Raw genomic sequence first — 17,306 nt, forward strand, 5'->3', positions numbered from 1 at the left:
TTTTATTAACTTATTCTTCTCCGAAAGTAGCACTTTGCGCCGATACAGAACGATCAATTTTACGCAACAATCCTTGCAATACTTTTCCAGGTCCAACCTCTGTAAATGAAGTCGCGCCATCTGCAATCATTTGTTGAATAGATTGTGTCCATTTTACAGGAGCCGTCAATTGTGACATTAAGTTCTTTTTGATTTCATCAGCGTCAATGATTGCTGTAGTTGTCACATTTTGATATATAGGACAGTTTGGTTTGCTAAACGTCGTGTTTTCAATAGCGGCTGCTAATTCTTCGCGAGCAGGTTCCATTAAAGGAGAGTGAAATGCGCCACCAACAGGAAGCACTAAAGCTCTTCTAGCGCCAGCTTCTTTTAAGGTTTCACAAGCAGCATTAATTGCTTCAATTTCTCCAGAAATTACAATTTGTCCAGGACAGTTATAGTTTGCAGCTACGACAATTCCGGGAGTTTCATCACATACTTTTTCAACAACCTCGTTGTCTAAGCCTAAAACAGCTGCCATTGTACTTGGTTGAATTTCACAAGCTTTTTGCATTGCCAACGCACGTTGAGAAACGAGTCTTAAACCATCTTCAAACGTCAAAGCTCCATTTGCAACCAAAGCAGAAAGTTCGCCTAGTGAATGTCCTGCAACCATTTCTGGTTGAAAGCTGTCGCCAAGAACTTTGCTTAAAATTACAGAGTGTAAAAAGATCGCTGGTTGCGTTACTTTCGTTTCCTTTAAATCTTCCGGAGAACCTTCAAACATAATATCCGTGATATGAAATCCTAAAATACTATTTGCGTCTTCAAAAAGATGTTGTGCAACATCAGACTTCTCGTAAAGGTCTAATCCCATTCCTGTAAATTGAGCACCTTGCCCTGGAAATATGTATGCTTTCATGTGTGTATGTGTTGGTTTCTTCACATAGTGAAGAAGTGGTATTTTGTTTAAATTTTATTTGCAAAAATAAGCAATTCTGTAGAAAGTTAAGGATTAGTTTTATCCAAACACCTTTTGTAGTAATTAATCTATTTTCTTTTTTTGCTCTAAATTGATACTTGGTGGTGGCGGAATCCTCTTTTTTAAGAATAATATTTGTCCCAAATGACTTGATTGATGTTCCATGACATGAAACCAATAATAATGATTGTTATCCGTAGATCCTGGACGAATTTTTGCAAGCCAACTGTCGTCTAATTTTTTAAACTCTTCTAATGTTTTTGCTCTTACTTCTTTGTAAATTTTCAAATAATAGGCTACATCTTTTCCTTTAAAAGCTTCTCTTCCTGCATCATCTAAATTTAATGCTGGTCCCCAAAATTTTTCTTCTTCTTCGTTGAAACCTCTATTTTCAAAAGTGTATAATTGATATATTTTTTCGGCTGCAGCCAAATGCATAATTAAGGCACCAATAGAATTTGCTTTTTCATCGTGTAAATGATCTAGCTGTCTTTGATCTAGATCTTTCACGACACGTTCTACGCGTGCACTTAAATTATTCAACATAGAAATTAACGTGCCAATTTGTGGAGAATATCCTTCTCGTTCACCAATTATATAGGTTTGATCAATTTTAATATTTTTTCCTTCAATGCAAAGAGAATTGTTTTTAGAAGGATCATCTTTTACTAATTTGAAACCATATCCTTTTTTGATTTCATCAGTAAGCATAGGGTTTTTATTTTTCCAATCAAGAATATTATTGTCAGTGATTTTTTTCTCAAAATCATGATTGTCTAGCTTTACCTCTTCTAGCGCTCCCGTATTTTTGTTTTCGATATAAAGTTTAAAATCATCAAAATAAAATTTTCCATTATACATGCAAATTCCACCAAAATTTAGCGAACTCGAGTATTCATCAATATAACCGTTGATTTCGTATGTATCCCAAGTATCAGATAGTACAGGTCTATCGCCCATATTGTCAAAAAAACCATCTTCATCATTTTTATTATCAACTCTAGCCCAAATAGAAGCCCAACTAGATTGATCTCCGCCAACCAGTTTTACAGAAGCAGTAAGTTTAAATTTCAACTTCGTATCGGTTGTCATTTTGATCGACCTAGAAAATGATGTCCAAACTTTATCTTGTCCGTATGAATTAAAAGAAATAAGAATGAAAAGGGTGTAAAAGAGTGCTAAACTCTTTCTTGAAAGAAAATTGAGAGTATTCATGTAATGTGTAAATATAGTTGTTTTAATTATACTCTTTCATAAGTAAGAAAAGAGAATTCATAATTGTGCTTTTCATCTTTTTTATGAAAAGTGTTTGCTACTTCTTTCCAGTCTTTAAGTTCTATTTCAGGAAAAAAGGTGTCGCCTTCAAATTCATGATGTACACGTGTTAATTCTATTTTTGTAGCAAATGGAAGTGCTTGTTTGTATATTTCGCCACCACCAATTACAAAAGGTTCGGCATCGCTAAGTGTCGCAATACTGACAGCTTCTTTCATAGAATGCACCACAATAACACCTTTGGGGACTTTGTAGTCTTTTTGTCGTGTAATGACAATATGTGTTCTGTTTGGAAGCGGTTTTGGAAAGCTTTCAAATGTTTTACGTCCCATAATAATGTGATGACCAGACGTTAGTTTTTTAAACCGTTTTAAATCGTTACTTAAATGCCAAATCAATTTATTGTCTTTTCCAATGACATTATTTTCTGCGGCAGCAACAATTAATGATAAAGAACTTCGATCTGTAATTGCGTCAGTTTGAGGTGTATTTTCAATTTCTTGTTTTACTAATTCTTCGGCAACTTTAGTTTCTTGTGTTAGGAATTTTTGTTTGAGTTTTTCAATACGATATTCTTGTTGTGCAACTAAACGTTCAAGTTGTTTTGCTTCCCAATCTTTCCCCATGAATTTATTCGTAATGTATACATCAAATACATGAAATAGGAAGAAAAATAACCAAGCCAATACTGCCCATACAAACCATTGCGTTCCAAAGAGTGTAATGTCTTCTCCAAATCCTAAGACGACATTTAAAAGTACTAGAAGTGCAGAACCAATAATAAATATGACCAAATGATAGTACAGACGTTTTTTTTGTCGAATACGCTTTTGAGCATTTTCAATGATAGCAAGTTGTTCTTGATCGATTTGTGTGGTAGGTTTATTTTTTTTGCCAAACATGTATGCGGGTTTTCTAGTCGTTTACAGCATTTCTAAGTAATCTATCTGCTTGAAGCGTTAGTGAATACGCAGCATTTACAGCGTTTCCTTGATGCGTTCCACGAGAAAATGCAGGTAAGGTTTTCACGATTCTTAGTACTTCGGCTTTTAGTGAACTATTGTTTGTGCGTACACCAACATTTTCCACATTTCCTTGTTTGTTTACAATAAAACGAATGTATACAGTATTATTTTCGCCATTTCTTTGGTTAGATACGGAACGTGCAATGTCTTTGTTGAATGCTTTTTGAATGAAATCTTCAATTTTATCAGCAGTACATTTATTTTGCTTTTTTGAAATACTTGCGTTTTCACAACCTTCTAACAATGGTGCTTTATCCATCACTGCAAAGTGAATAGTTCCATTGGCAGCAACTTTAGGTGTTGACATATCGGTTGCTTTTTGAGCAAACCCAATTTGTATTGTTAGGCAAAATAAAGCAGGAATAATAAATTTTTTCATCACGATATAAATTTTAATGATATAAAGATACTTTTCTTTTTTGAATACTACATTCCGATGATACGAAAAGATAAAGTTTCACTATGAAATGCACTTTTTTTAGATGAATGTAATTTGATCAGTTTTATGAAAATGTAAAAATTACGAAAACGATGTCGCTGAAAATCAAGGGAAAAGCATCTGTTTTTCGGGTTGTTAATCTGTCAATTAAAGGGCGCCTTTTTTCAATTCTTTTTTGTTTTGAAACCTATTTTTTATCAAAATCATAATTCTTTCATTTTTGTGGGATTAATTATATGTTTGCCAAAAATTCTTATATACATTTGACCTTATTAAACTCTTGAAATTATGGGAATTAAAAAACAATATTTAAAAAGCAAACCACTTTGCAAAGTAACATTTAGTGTTGCAGCAAAAGAAGCAGAAGCGGTTTCTGTAGTTGGAAATTTTAATGAATGGAATACAGAAGCAACAAGCTTAAAAAAGTTAAAAAACGGAACTTTTAAAGGAACGGTTGATTTAGAAAAAGACAACGAATATGAATTTAGATATTTAGTTGACGGCGCATATACAAACGACGAACAAGCAGATTCGTATAAGTGGAATGACTATGCAGCCGCAGAAAACGGAGTTTTAAGTTTATAATTTGATTCAACTTTTATAACAAAGCCTTCTAGGAAACTAGAAGGCTTTGTTGGTTTATAACTTCTTCAATAACTCTCGTTTCACGCGACTAAACCATTCGTAGCGTAAAATACTGAGTACAATACTGTCGCGTCTGCCATCTACGGAAGCGCAATTACTTCGTAACACGCCTTCCACGGTACAGCCGATACTTTTCATGGCGGCAATACTACGTTTGTTATTATTGTCAGCTCTAAATTCCACACGCTGTACTTTCATGTGTTCAAAAGCAAATTGAAGCAGTAAGAATTTACAATTTTTGTTTAAGCCAGTTCCTTGGAATTCGTTTCCATACCAAGTATATCCTAATGAAACGGTTTCGTGATTTTGGTGAAAATCGTAAAATCGGGTAGTGCCTGCGTAAGTTTTAAAGCGTTTGTCATACACAATAAAAGGATAGGCTTCTTCATTGGCTCTTCCTTCCAAAGCCAATTCCATATATTTTTTAAGATTTGCTTCTCCGTTGCCTGGTGTCAGTGAATATTTCCATAACTCAGGTTCTTTGAGTGAAAACGGTAACAAATGTTCATAATCATCTGCCTGTAAAGGTCGCAATTGTACAAAACCGTTATCTAAAATATAATTTTTCTTGAAGTCTAATAATATCATATATGATAAATTCCTTGAATAACTAAGTTACAAATCATTCTTGTAAGTCAAACTTTTTATGCTGCTTTTAATACTAATTTACTTTAAAAACGATCGGTAATGTATACGGTATGGAAACTGGAGTATCTCGTAAAGAAGCTGGTTTTATTTCAGGAAGCATTTTTATAATACGTTCTACTTCACGCGCAAGCATAGGATGTGGCGCACGTACATTAACATTTGTGAGCGAACCATTTTCCGCAATGCTAAACGAAGCATACATTTTTACGACGCCTTCTATATCTAGTTTTTCAACAACTTCAAAATCGAAATTCTCAGAAACATGTTTAGAAATAGAAGATCCAAAACATTTTCTTTGTGTTGCAAACGTAGTTTGATCTTCACAACCCGGATAGATGGCAAACTTATCAGGAACACTAAATGATTTTCTTTTAGGTTTGTAATTGTATAATGGGATTAGTTTTTTATTAGCTCTGTCAATTTTTAAAAAAAGAGAACTACTCATAATGGCTTCTTGATTAAAAGAAGTTGAGCTTAGCGCAAATGGCAACTCATTAAGTGAAAAACTTAAAGGGACTCCAAAACTTTTCCTTTTACTTTCGTGAAATTTTATAGAAGAATCTTCAAGAAGCAACTTTTTATCAATATCATAACTTAAGATTATTTTCATGAAAATAATATCTTTTTGTGTATGCCCAATTATTTTTTCAATATCTGTAGCTTTTAAGGCTTCAAAAGCAGCATTGTTCAGTTTGTCAACTCCGCATTTAGATCTGTATTCTTCTTCTTCACAACCTTCCACAATTGGTGGTGGCGGTGGTGGCGTAGATTTTTGCTCTATTATAAATGAATCTTGTGCGTTGCAAACAAATACTAAAGAAAATAGTAAAGCCGTAAAAAGATATTTTTTCATCATAATATTTTGGTGGAAAAAGTGTGAAATTAAAGTGTAATAATGTTTAAGTATACTGAAAGCGATGATAACTAATTTTTTCTTCTTTTTCGTGAAGATTTTATTTTAAATACAATTGGAAGTGTGTACGATACATTTACAGAAACACCTTCTATGGCAGCTGGTTGCATTCGAGGAAGTCTTCTCACAACTCTTATTGCTTCTTTTTCCAACTCAGGGTGTGGAGCTCTAGAGCGTATCTCAACAGCTTTTCCTTGTTCATTTATCTTAAAAACAACATAAATTCTTATAATACCGTCTAATTTTAATTTTTTACCCAATCGGGTATTAAAATTTTCTCCCACAAAAGCGGATATTTTTTCAGCCATACAACGTTTTCTTTCTTTGTTTGTTGTTGCTTTTTGACAGCCTGGATATATAACGCCTATTTCTGGACCGCTAAACGGAACTCGTTCTGGGATATGATCGTATAATGGAATGAAAATATTATTTTCTCTATCTATTTTTAGGAATAAATGACTTGCTATATAGCTATTTTGTTTCTGGGATACTGGCGCTAATTCAATTTGAAAATCTTCCAAAGGAGTTGTTGGTTCAACAGCTAAAGCCTTCATTTCAGTTTCGTGAAATTTTAAAGAAGAACGCTCTTTGACAATTTTTCCCTCGTTATCAGTCGCAAGACTCATATTGACAAAAATGATTTCTTGTTTTGTGCTTTTAGCCACATTCAATACATCTGAAGGTGTTAAAAATGCAAACGTAGCACGCTGTAATTTTTCTCTGGAACATTCATAGATTTCTTCTTCGTATTGACAATCTTTTACAACTGTTGATTCAGCAGTAATAGGCTTTTTAGGGGCGTCAGTTTGTGCGTTTAATACTATAGTTAAACAGAATAATAATCCTGTTAGTAATTTTTTGTGTATCATAAATGTGTGTAAAGTAATAATATTAAACAGCTACTGCACCTTTGATGCGTGGATGCGGATTGTAATTAACGAGTTCAAAATCTTCAAAAGTAAAGTCGAAAATACTCTTAATTTCTGGATTCATTTTCATTGTTGGTAATGGACGTGGTTTTCTTGATAATTGTAATGCTAATTGCTCAAAGTGATTGCTGTAAATATGCGCATCACCAAATGTGTGAATGAAATCGCCCGCTTCATATCCGCAAACTTGTGCCATCATCATCGTTAATAACGCATACGAAGCAATATTAAATGGAACGCCCAAGAAAATATCTGCACTTCGTTGATATAGTTGACATGATAATTTTCCATTCGCTACATAAAATTGAAAAAACGCATGGCATGGTGGCAAAGCTGCTTTTCCATTTGCTACATTTTCTCTGAATGAAATTTTCGTATTTGGCAATACACTCGGATTCCATGCAGAAACCATCATACGCCTGCTATCTGGATTATTTTTTAGGGTGTCAATTACGTTTGCTAATTGATCAATACTTTCGCTATTCCAGTTGCGCCATTGATGTCCGTATACTGGACCAAGATCACCATTTTCATCTGCCCAAGCGTCCCAAATTTTCACGCCGTTGTCTTGTAAATATTTAATATTCGTATCACCTTTAATAAACCATAACAATTCATGAATGATCGATTTTAAGTGTAATTTTTTCGTTGTTACCATCGGAAAACCTTCGCTGAGGTCAAAACGCATTTGATGCCCAAATACACTTTTGGTACCAGTTCCTGTACGATCTTCTTTTTCATTCCCGTTTTCTAGTACATGTTTGACTAAGTCTAAATATTGTCTCATGATGGTTTCTTTTAATAATGGTGCAACACAATTTTTGTAGTGTGTAAAAATAAAAAAAACGCGTTGATTATAAACCAAAGCGTTTGTATTTTATTAATAGGTTATTAACTATACTTTATCCAACTATCATTCCAGCAATAGTAGCTGAAATTAACGAAGCAATTGTTCCTCCAATTAATGCTTTCATTCCGAATTCAGACAATGTTTTTCGTTGTCCTGGTGCTAGTGAGCCAATTCCTCCAATTTGTATTCCGATAGAAGCAAAGTTGGCAAATCCACATAACATATACGTCGCCATAATAATAGATTTATCATACGCTAAGTGCGAAGCGTTTGCTGCATTTTTTAAATCTGCTAATTGAATGTATCCAATAAATTCACTGGCGGCTAATTTAATTCCTAATAATTGTCCCATCAGCATCATATCTTCTTTCGCAACACCAATTAACCACATTAACGGCGCAAAAACAGTTCCGAGAATAGCTTCTAGTGAAAATCTAGGATACGGTGTGTTTGCTGCCATCCAATCGTTTAGGGAAGTTACATCACCAATCCAACCAAAAATTCCGTTGATCATGGCAATGAACGCGACAAATACTAATAACATGGCACCAACATTTACGGCAAGTTTCAAACCTTCCGTAGTTCCGTTTGAAATTGCATCTAAAATATTTGAACCTATTTTTTCTTGTGATACTTCAATATCATTATTAATTTTTTCCGTTTGTGGATATAATATTTTAGAAATCACAATCGCACCCGGCGCTGCCATTACGGAAGCTGCTAATAAGTGTTTCGCGTAAAATAAACGTAAAGCCGGATCGTCTCCACCTAAAAATCCGATGTATGCTGCTAAAACGGCTCCTGCAACTGTTGCCATTCCACCGATCATAACGAGCAGAATTTCGGAACGCGTCATTTTTTCCAAATAGGCTTTTATCAATAATGGTGCTTCTGTTTGACCTAAAAAGATATTTCCGGCAACGGATAAACTTTCAGCTCCAGAAATTCCTAAGATTTTTGTCAATACCCAAGCCATTCCTTTTACAACTTTCTGAATAACTCCTAAATAAAATAATACAGAAGTGAGGGCAGAGAAGAAGATAATAGTTGGTAATACTTGAAACGCAAAGATGAATCCATATGAATTCACGTCCATTACGCCACTAAATAAAAATTCGCTTCCTGCTCTTGTATAATCTAGAATGTTGATAAAAACTTGACCTACGCTTTCAAAAATAGTTTTAACGAAATCAATTTTTAATACGGCAATGGCAATTAATAATTGAAAAGTTAATCCAATACCAACCGTTCTCCAGTTAATTGCTTTCCTGTTTTTACTGAATAAGAACGCTATAAAGATTAAGGTAATCATTCCTAAAATACCTCTCCAAAGACTCGTGAATGAGATACCTTGACTTTCGATAATTGTACTTTCAACTGTAGTTGGAACAATATAATCAGGATGGTTTTTTGATACAAAAGAATAAACTTGATTCGCACCTTTTTTGATTTTCAAGGTTTGCTCTGTTTCTTCTATAATCTCGTAGTAAACGTCAATATTTGTTGGAACTTTTTGTTTAAATACCAATAAATTATTGTTTTGCAACCAATATCCTTTATTGAATGTATTGTCTAGGTTGCTTATGTATGAACCATCTTTATTAAGACTTAAAAAATCTTTTCCTTTTGAGAATTGTCTTGTTTCCTTAATACTGTCAGGATATTTTTTAAGATCCTCATACACAATATTACTCGTCAGTTGCCAATTTGCACCATCAGCTTTTGCGATATTTTCTTTTGTAAATTGATACGAAACACCTTTTTCATTAAATACTAAAGTAGAATCGGTGAGTGAAGTAATTTTGTATTTGCGGATGGTATCTGTTGGCGTATTGTAATAAAAAACCAATAAATTATTCTGATAAATATAATCACCACTAGCTTTTAAGTTGTCTTTTGCAGCAAGTTGATATTGAAATTCTCCTTTATCTAATGTAAGTTGGTCATTAGCAGTCGTAGGAATGATGCTTTCGTTTAAAGAATTTTGAATGCTATTAAAATTCCACGTTCCATCAATTTCAACTTCTTGTGCCTGTACGCTAAAAAGCACACAACACATCATAATAATACTTGCTACAAATTTTTGCATTTGAATAGGTGTTTTATTTTTTGTCTTCTCTCTTAGAAATTTCATCTCGAAGTCTGGCGGCTTTTTCATAATCTTCATCTGCGACAGCGCCATCTAACATATTGTATAATTCTTGAAGTGAAAGCGATGTTAATGCATTATCTTCAACACTTTCTACAACGTCCATATCATCTTCTTCTGTGAAGAGTTCATCAACGACAATACTTTCTTTTTCGGCAGCTTCTTCCTCTTCTTTGGAAGTTAACTTTAAGAAAATACCAGCTTTATCTAAGATTGTTTTGTATGTAAAAATAGGCGCGTCAAAACGAAGTGCTAACGCAATGGCGTCGGAAGTTCTCGCATCTATGATTTCTTCAATTTTATCGCGTTCGCAAATAATACTTGAGTAAAAAACGCCATCCACTAATTTGTGAATAATTACTTGTTTTACAACAATATCAAACCGATCCGCAAAATTTTTGAATAAATCGTGTGTTAATGGTCGTGGAGGTTTTATTTCTTTTTCTAGTGCGATGGCAATTGATTGCGCTTCAAATGCGCCAATTACAATTGGTAGTTTTCGGTCTCCATCAACCTCGTTCAAAATTAGTGCGTACGCTCCATTTTGTGTTTGGCTGTATGAAATTCCCTTAATATTTAGTTTTACTAAACTCATGTGTCTTTGAATACATTGACATAAAAAAAAGGCTGTCTAAAAGAAGGGATTACCCATTTTTAGACAGCCCTTAGTTGGGCACAATTTAAAAAAAATTATGCGTTATTCGCTTTAAATTCTTTCAATTTTTCGATAAGTGTCGGAACTACTTCAAAAGCGTCTCCAACAATACCGTAATCAGCCGCTTTAAAGAAAGGCGCTTCTGGATCTGTATTAATGACAACTTTTACTTTAGAAGCGTTAATTCCAGCTAAATGCTGAATGGCTCCAGAAATTCCAATTGCAATGTATAAGTTAGAAGCAACTGGCTTTCCAGTTTGTCCAACGTGTTCTCCGTGTGGTCTCCATCCTAAGTCAGAAACTGGTTTAGAACATGCTGTTGCAGCGCCTAATACATCGGCTAACTCTTCAATCATTCCCCAGTTTTCTGGACCTTTCATTCCTCTTCCTGCGGATACAACAACCTCTGCATCTGCAATGGTTACTTTTCCAGATACTTTATCTACAGATGCTACTTTTACACCAAATAATGAATCATCTAAGCTTGGCGCGAACGATTCTGCTGCTGCGGCACCTGAATTTTCAACCAATCCGAAAGAGTTATTTGAAACTCCAACAACTTTTACATCAGAGCTAATCTCTGTTATGTTGAATGCTTTGTTTGTAAAAGCAGTTCTTCTTACGGTAAACGGATTTGTGCTTGTTGGTGCTGCAACTACATTAGAAGCGTATCCAGCTTCTAAATTAACAGCTAAAATAGGTGCTAATGTTTTGCTATCTGCACTTGAACTTACGATGACTACTTTAGCTCCTTCTTTTGTTGCTGCTTGATGTACTGCTGATGCGTATGCTTTGGCATTAAAGTCTTTTAACGTATCTGCTGATACATTTAATACTTTATCTACACCATAGTTTCCTAATTCAGAAGCATCTTCAACATTAATAGCAACTGCAGTTACAGTTGTTCCTAGTTGATTTGCAACTTCTTTAGCATAAGAAGCAACTTCAAAAGCTGCTTTTTTAAATTTTCCTTGTTCTGATTCTGTATATACTAAAACTGACATAATTTTTTTCTATTTAAAAATTAAATAATTGAAACATTAGTTGAAAAGATTCCGAAATAAATTCGGAATGATTTAGTCATTTGACTAAATCACTTTCGCTTCGTTGTGAAGTAAATTGATTAATTCATCAATATTAGCTGCATCAACTAATTTTACAGCGCCTCTTGGTGCTGGTTTCTCAAATTTTACAGCTGTTGTTTCTTTAGCTGCGTCTGTTGGTTCAATGACATTTAATGGTTTTTTACGTGCCATCATGATTCCTCTCATGTTTGGAATACGCAAATCACTTTCTTCAACCAATCCTTTTTGTCCACCAATTACTAATGGAAGTGAAGTGTTTGAAGTTTCTTTTCCTCCGTCAATTTCACGCATCGCTGTTGCAGCTGTTCCGTCAACTTCTAGACTGATACAATTGTTTACAAAATTAGCTTCAATTAACGTTGCTAGCATTCCCGGAACCATTCCTCCATTATAATCAATAGATTCTCTTCCAGCAATAATTAAATCGTAACCACCATTTTTTGCTACGGCAGCTAATTGTTTAGCAACAAAAAATCCGTCTGTCGCTTCTGCGTTCACACGGATGGCTCCATCAGCTCCAATGGCTAATGCTTTACGTAATGTAGGCTCAGTTTCTGTACCACCAACATTAACAACATCTACAGATGCTCCTTGCTTTTCTTTGAACCACATAGCGCGTGTTAATCCAAACTCATCATTTGGGTTAATTACAAATTGTACACCATTGGTATCAAATTTAGTATCTCCTTCGGTAAAGTTGATCTTTGAAGTAGTGTCAGGTACGTGACTAATACATACTAATATCTTCATTGGTATTATATATTTTGAATGTTTTTGAAAATTTTTACGAAGATACTGATAATTTCTCTAAAAATGCTATGCATGCATAGTAAAATTCAATTATTTTTTATGTTTGGCTCATTTTGTTTCATTATCCGCAATATATAAGCTCTTTTGAATCTAATTTATCATATTTTTATAATAATGAAGTTACATTTTTTCTCTCTGATTTGATAGAAATTCCTTAAACGCAATCGTTTTCAATGAAGTTTTTATTCATTCTACTATATAGAAGTGAAGGTGCGTTGTAAAAAAACGATCTAGGATTTATTTACAGAAGAAGTATTTGATCTTTTTTTAAATAGAAGTAGTCTAAAGGCTACGCCTAATTTTTTTCTCATGATTTTAATGATGAAAATTAAAATATACTGCAATCCTTTACTGAATTTCCTAAAGATATCACAAAAAGACAGGACTTTGAGAAATGTTTGATTTTGTAACTCTCATTTTTAGAATTAATTGTTATTTTTGTTTTTCACTTTTTTAAAAATAACATCAATTGTATGAGAACAATACAGTTTAGAGAAGCGGTAGCTGAAGCTATGAGCGAAGAAATGCGAACTGACGATAGCATTTATTTAATGGGAGAAGAAGTTGCCGAATATAATGGAGCATACAAAGCCTCTAAAGGAATGCTTGATGAGTTTGGACCAGATAGAGTTATTGATACACCAATTGCAGAACTAGGTTTTGCAGGTATTGGAGTTGGCTCTGCCATGGGCGGAAACAGGCCTATCATTGAGTTTATGACATTCAACTTTGCACTAGTAGGAATTGATCAAATTATCAATAATGCAGCAAAAATGCGTCAAATGTCTGGTGGACAATTAAATATTCCTATTGTATTTCGTGGACCAACAGCTTCGGCAGGTCAGTTAGGAGCAACACACTCTCAGGCTTTTGAAAGTTGGTTTGCAAACTGTCCAGGTTTAAAAGTGGTAATTCCATCTAATGTATATGATGCAAAAGGTTTGTTAAAAGCTGCTATTAGAGATGATGATCCAGTTATTTTTATGGAATCTGAGCAAATGTATGGCGATAAAGGAGATGTTCCAGAAGGCGAATACACAATTCCATTAGGTGTTGCAGATATTAAACGTGAAGGAACTGATGTAACCATTGTTTCTTTTGGTAAAATCATTAAAGAAGCGTACAAAGCTGCAGATGAATTAGCCGCAGAAGGAATTTCTTGTGAAGTGATCGATTTACGTACCATACGTCCAATGGACAGTGCAGCCATCATAAAATCAGTAAAGAAAACAAATAGATTGGTAATTTTAGAAGAAGCGTGGCCGTTTGGAAATGTTTCTACCGAAATTGTATATCAAGTTCAAGCAGAAGCTTTTGACTACTTAGATGCACCAATTCAAAAAATAAATACAGCAGATACACCAGCACCATATTCACCAGTTTTATTGGAGGAATGGTTGCCAAATAAAAACGACGTAATCAAAGCTGTAAAGAAAGTTATGTACAAATAAAAATGTACTTTTAACATAGTAAAAGCTTCATCGGCATGTTTGTTGATGAAGTTTTTGTTTTTAAAAAGATAAAAATTTGAAGACTACATTCTATTGTTTATTAGCCCTATTTTTCTGCTATTCAGGATTTTCTCAAACGAAAGTAAGTGGATTAATCAAAGATACTAATGGAGAACCTGTGCCATTTGCCAATGTTGTATTTAAAAATTCCATTGTTGGAACAATTAGTAATGAAGATGGGCGATTTTACCTAGAATCCGATAAAACGTACGATATCGTTGTGTTTTCTTTTGTGGGTTATACTACAAAAGAAGTTAAATTAACTAAAAAGGTTAATTACAAAATGGAAATTGTGCTGGAAGAAGGTGAAAAACTGAAAGCCGTTGTCATTGTTTCAGGAAAGCAATCCAAAAAGAACAATCCAGCGATTGATATTCTCCGAAAAATTTGGGACCGAAAACGTTTCAATGGTGTCAATCAGTTCAAGCAATACGCGTATGATAAGTACGAAAAAGTAGAGTTTGATTTAAATACAATTGACAGCGCGATGATGAAAAGTAGATTGTTTCGCGGAATGGAATTCATCTTCAGTGAAATAGATACTTCACGCATTACAGGAAAAACATATTTGCCAATCTTTATTAATGAAGCGGTTTCCAAAGTATATGGCGATAATGTCAAAAATAAGGAAAAGGAAGATTTACTCGGAAACAAAAATTCAGGATTTAGTAGCAACGAAACCATTACAGCATTTATCAAAGATTTATATGCTGAGTATGATATTTATGATAATTATTTAAAGTTTTTTGACAAGAGCTTTACAAGTCCATTATCACGAACAGGAATCAATACTTATAATTATGTATTGGTCGACACGGCGTATATTGATAACAAGCTGTGTTACAATATTGTATACTATCCTAGACGAAAAAACGAACTGACTTTTAAAGGTGATTTTTGGGTGAATGATTCTACGTTTGCGATCAAAAAAATAAACCTTCAAGCAAGTAAAAGCGCCAATATCAACTGGGTAAAAGAGATTTACATTGAGCAAGAATTTGATGTTGTCAATGATTCTGTTTTCTTGTTGAAACGCGATTATATGCTGTCTGATTTCGCATTAAACAAAAAAGAAAAATCAAAAGGTGTGTATGGAAAGCGTACTACTTTATTTGATAATTATGTGTTTGATGAAGAAAAACCGTCTGGCTTCTATGCAAAAGAAATCAATCCGTTTAACGAAGAAATTTACGAACGCGATGATGCTTTCTGGGAAACCAATCGTTTAGAAAAATTAAACAAAGATGAAAAAGGTGTCTACAAAATGTTAGATACTTTAAAAACAGTTCCAAAGTTCAAACGCTTGTATAATTTGGCTTCTATTTTAGCTTCTGGTTATGTAGAATTTGATAAATACAACATCGATTATGGGCCGATTTTCTCAACGTTCGGATTCAATGATGTAGAAGGAATTAGGTTGCGTGCAGGAGGAAGAACCTATTTTGGACCAAACGACAAGTGGAGAGTTGAAGGATATGGCGCGTATGGTTTTAAAGACAACAGATTCAAATATGGAATCTCAGGAAAATGGTTATTAAACCCAAGAAACAGATTGATTATTTCAGCAGGAAATCGTCGAGATGTGGAACAAACAGGTGTGAGTTTAACCGTAAATGATAATGTTTTAGGAAGAAGTTTTGCTTCATCTGCATTATTTGCAAGTGGAAATAGTGACCGATTGACAAATATTAATTTATCAACGTTTGCTGTACAAATGGAGCCATGGAAAAATATTACCATGCGTTTGGGAAGTTCATACAAAACGATGCGTTCTGCATCGCCAACAACATTTAGTCTGTCTTACCTTGATCCACAAGCACCAAATGGAATTAATGATCGATTGGTACAATCGGAAGTAAACTTTTCTATCGACATGACACCTGGAAGAAGAACCATTCGTCATGGTGTAGAACGAAAAGTAGTGAATGATAATTTTCCACGAATTTATCTAAATTATAGTAGAGGTGTGGAAGGATTATTTAATAGTGATTTTAACTATTCAAGAGTTCAATTATTTTACAGACAACCATTTCAATTAGGAGGTTTTGGACGTACATTCACTACATTAGAAGCAGGGAAAACGTTTGGAACTGTTCCGTTAAGTTTACTAAACGTAGTACCAGGAAATCAAGCGTACTTCTCTATTCATAACACATTCTCACAATTGAATTTTTATGAATTTGTAACCGATACGTATGCTTCTTTACACATAGAACACAACTTTAATGGACGAATTTTTTCAAGAATTCCGTTTTTACGAAAATTAAATTTAAGAGAAATCATAGGAATTCGTGGAGTTTGGGGACAAATTTCAGATGAAAACGTAGCCATGAATGTTCCAGCATTTCAAAGCTTGCCGTTTAGTAGCATTACACCCGAAGGTATTGCGCCGAATAAAGAAATCTATTGGGAATATTCACTCGGAATTGGAAACATCTTTAAAGTCTTTAGAATCGATTTTAACTTTAGAGGAAACTACAAAAACAATATTGACGCACGACAATTTGGAGTCACAGGCGCATTTGGATTTCACTTCTAAAAGACACTTCTTATAAAATAAATAAACGGTCATAATTGTAAAATTATGACCGTTTTTGTTTGTTATTACTTCAACTAAAATAATTTTTCAAAAAAAATAAAACGAAGAGCTGTTTTCCTTTATAAATGAAGCGATAAATTTTTAATTAATTGAATATCAATACTTTAATTGTTAAAATAGAAGTCGAATTTGCGCAAACACGACATTCTCTTGTTGGAAACCTTCAAGCTGAACAATACATTTGAATCATTATTAATCGTATAAAACTTATATCATGAAAAAAAGAAAAGTGAATGTATTAGCCTTAAACAAAAAAATGGTTTCTAACTTAAACTCTAATGAAGTAACTGGTGGTTGGTTTTCGTATTTCTGTCCAGGAACCAATGATACTAACTGTGATGGTGGTTCACAATCCTGTGATGTAGAATGTGGAGGCGCAAGTAATATATGTCCTTCTGACCCGAATGGACAATGTGGAGAATCTCAGAAAATTACTTGTGGGGAAACATGTGTATTTTGTCAATAGGAACTAAATAAGAAGATAAAAGAGACTGAATCTAATGCTTGAAATGTATTTCTTCAACTCAGATTCAGTTTCTTTATTTTACATAATATTGATAGAATAATCTCCTAATGAATCACTCGTACGCGTATTTATAGTACCTTGAGTATGACAAGTGTCAAATTCGTGTGTTTCATTATTACAAACATCGTTGAGACAAGACGTGACTCCAATGGTTTCGCCTGAAATTTCTCCGCAATTAGTATTTGTTAAAGCGCCACCTTTTATGTTTAGTGTGTGTGCTAATTTGGCAATTTTAAATTTTTTAAGTGCTAGTTTTTTATACTTCTTCATGAGATTTTGTATGAAT

General features: G+C 33.8%; 17 protein-coding genes. 4 read left to right on the forward strand and 13 right to left on the reverse strand.

Features of this window, described 5'->3' with window-relative positions; all coding sequences use genetic code 11:
* Nucleotides 1-10: 10 nt before the first annotated feature.
* The 4 genes from fabD to H2O64_RS00985 all read right to left on the reverse strand — a co-directional run bounded on the left by fabD (nucleotide 11) and on the right by H2O64_RS00985 (nucleotide 3,640).
* The gene (fabD, locus tag H2O64_RS00970; RefSeq protein ID WP_187560261.1) at nucleotides 11-901 is read right to left on the reverse strand and encodes an ACP S-malonyltransferase; all 891 of its coding nucleotides are present in this window, start codon (nucleotides 899-901) and stop codon (nucleotides 11-13) included.
* A 123-nt stretch (nucleotides 902-1,024) separates the two neighbouring features.
* Nucleotides 1,025-2,035, reverse strand: a complete 1,011-nt coding sequence (locus H2O64_RS00975; protein ID WP_235982727.1) for a DinB family protein — start codon at nucleotides 2,033-2,035, stop codon at nucleotides 1,025-1,027.
* A 167-nt stretch (nucleotides 2,036-2,202) separates the two neighbouring features.
* Complete coding sequence (locus H2O64_RS00980) at nucleotides 2,203-3,138, reverse strand: dihydrofolate reductase (RefSeq protein WP_187560263.1); 936 nt, start codon at nucleotides 3,136-3,138, stop codon at nucleotides 2,203-2,205.
* A gap of 13 nt (nucleotides 3,139-3,151) precedes the next feature.
* Nucleotides 3,152-3,640: an energy transducer TonB gene (locus H2O64_RS00985; RefSeq protein ID WP_187560264.1), complete on the reverse strand. Its 489-nt coding sequence runs from the start codon at nucleotides 3,638-3,640 to the stop codon at nucleotides 3,152-3,154.
* Between the two features lie 348 nt (nucleotides 3,641-3,988).
* Here H2O64_RS00985 and H2O64_RS00990 point away from each other — a divergent pair, with 348 nt between their 5' ends.
* Nucleotides 3,989-4,285: an isoamylase early set domain-containing protein gene (locus tag H2O64_RS00990; RefSeq protein ID WP_187560265.1), complete on the forward strand. Its 297-nt coding sequence runs from the start codon at nucleotides 3,989-3,991 to the stop codon at nucleotides 4,283-4,285.
* 54 nt (nucleotides 4,286-4,339) lie between these two features.
* Here the strand turns inward: H2O64_RS00990 and H2O64_RS00995 are convergent, their stop codons facing one another.
* The 8 genes from H2O64_RS00995 to H2O64_RS01030 form a co-directional block, all read right to left on the reverse strand.
* Entirely contained in the window at nucleotides 4,340-4,933 is a 594-nt protein-coding gene (locus H2O64_RS00995) for a GNAT family N-acetyltransferase (RefSeq protein WP_187560266.1), read from the reverse strand.
* A gap of 73 nt (nucleotides 4,934-5,006) precedes the next feature.
* Entirely contained in the window at nucleotides 5,007-5,849 is an 843-nt protein-coding gene (locus tag H2O64_RS01000; RefSeq protein ID WP_187560267.1) for an energy transducer TonB, read from the reverse strand.
* 68 nt (nucleotides 5,850-5,917) lie between these two features.
* Nucleotides 5,918-6,775, reverse strand: coding sequence for an energy transducer TonB (locus H2O64_RS01005; RefSeq protein ID WP_187560268.1), 858 nt, complete (start codon nucleotides 6,773-6,775; stop codon nucleotides 5,918-5,920).
* Between the two features lie 22 nt (nucleotides 6,776-6,797).
* Entirely contained in the window at nucleotides 6,798-7,622 is an 825-nt protein-coding gene (locus H2O64_RS01010; protein ID WP_187560269.1) for a thymidylate synthase, read from the reverse strand.
* A gap of 115 nt (nucleotides 7,623-7,737) precedes the next feature.
* Nucleotides 7,738-9,774 (reverse strand): NupC/NupG family nucleoside CNT transporter, encoded by a 2,037-nt coding sequence (locus H2O64_RS01015; RefSeq protein ID WP_235982729.1) that lies wholly within the window; start codon nucleotides 9,772-9,774, stop codon nucleotides 7,738-7,740.
* A gap of 13 nt (nucleotides 9,775-9,787) precedes the next feature.
* Entirely contained in the window at nucleotides 9,788-10,429 is a 642-nt protein-coding gene (locus tag H2O64_RS01020) for a bifunctional nuclease family protein (protein WP_187560270.1), read from the reverse strand.
* A 95-nt stretch (nucleotides 10,430-10,524) separates the two neighbouring features.
* Entirely contained in the window at nucleotides 10,525-11,493 is a 969-nt protein-coding gene (locus H2O64_RS01025; protein ID WP_187560271.1) for an electron transfer flavoprotein subunit alpha/FixB family protein, read from the reverse strand.
* Between the two features lie 84 nt (nucleotides 11,494-11,577).
* The gene (locus H2O64_RS01030; protein WP_187560272.1) at nucleotides 11,578-12,324 is read right to left on the reverse strand and encodes an electron transfer flavoprotein subunit beta/FixA family protein; all 747 of its coding nucleotides are present in this window, start codon (nucleotides 12,322-12,324) and stop codon (nucleotides 11,578-11,580) included.
* 533 nt (nucleotides 12,325-12,857) lie between these two features.
* On the opposite strand from H2O64_RS01030, the gene H2O64_RS01035 reads away from it, so the two are divergent.
* The 3 genes from H2O64_RS01035 (at nucleotide 12,858) to H2O64_RS01045 (ending at nucleotide 16,960) form a co-directional block, all read left to right on the forward strand.
* Entirely contained in the window at nucleotides 12,858-13,835 is a 978-nt protein-coding gene (locus tag H2O64_RS01035; protein WP_187560273.1) for a pyruvate dehydrogenase complex E1 component subunit beta, read from the forward strand.
* A 76-nt stretch (nucleotides 13,836-13,911) separates the two neighbouring features.
* A complete protein-coding gene (locus tag H2O64_RS01040; RefSeq protein WP_187560274.1) occupies nucleotides 13,912-16,434 on the forward strand; it encodes a DUF5686 family protein in 2,523 nt (840 codons plus the stop codon).
* 274 nt (nucleotides 16,435-16,708) lie between these two features.
* Nucleotides 16,709-16,960 (forward strand): hypothetical protein, encoded by a 252-nt coding sequence (locus H2O64_RS01045; RefSeq protein ID WP_187560275.1) that lies wholly within the window; start codon nucleotides 16,709-16,711, stop codon nucleotides 16,958-16,960.
* 78 nt (nucleotides 16,961-17,038) lie between these two features.
* On the opposite strand, the gene H2O64_RS01050 is transcribed toward H2O64_RS01045, so the two are convergent.
* Nucleotides 17,039-17,290, reverse strand: a complete 252-nt coding sequence (locus H2O64_RS01050; RefSeq protein ID WP_187560276.1) for a hypothetical protein — start codon at nucleotides 17,288-17,290, stop codon at nucleotides 17,039-17,041.
* Nucleotides 17,291-17,306: the final 16 nt, after the last annotated feature.

This window comes from Kordia aestuariivivens (genome assembly GCF_014397005.1).
GTDB classification, from domain to species: domain Bacteria; phylum Bacteroidota; class Bacteroidia; order Flavobacteriales; family Flavobacteriaceae; genus Kordia; species Kordia aestuariivivens.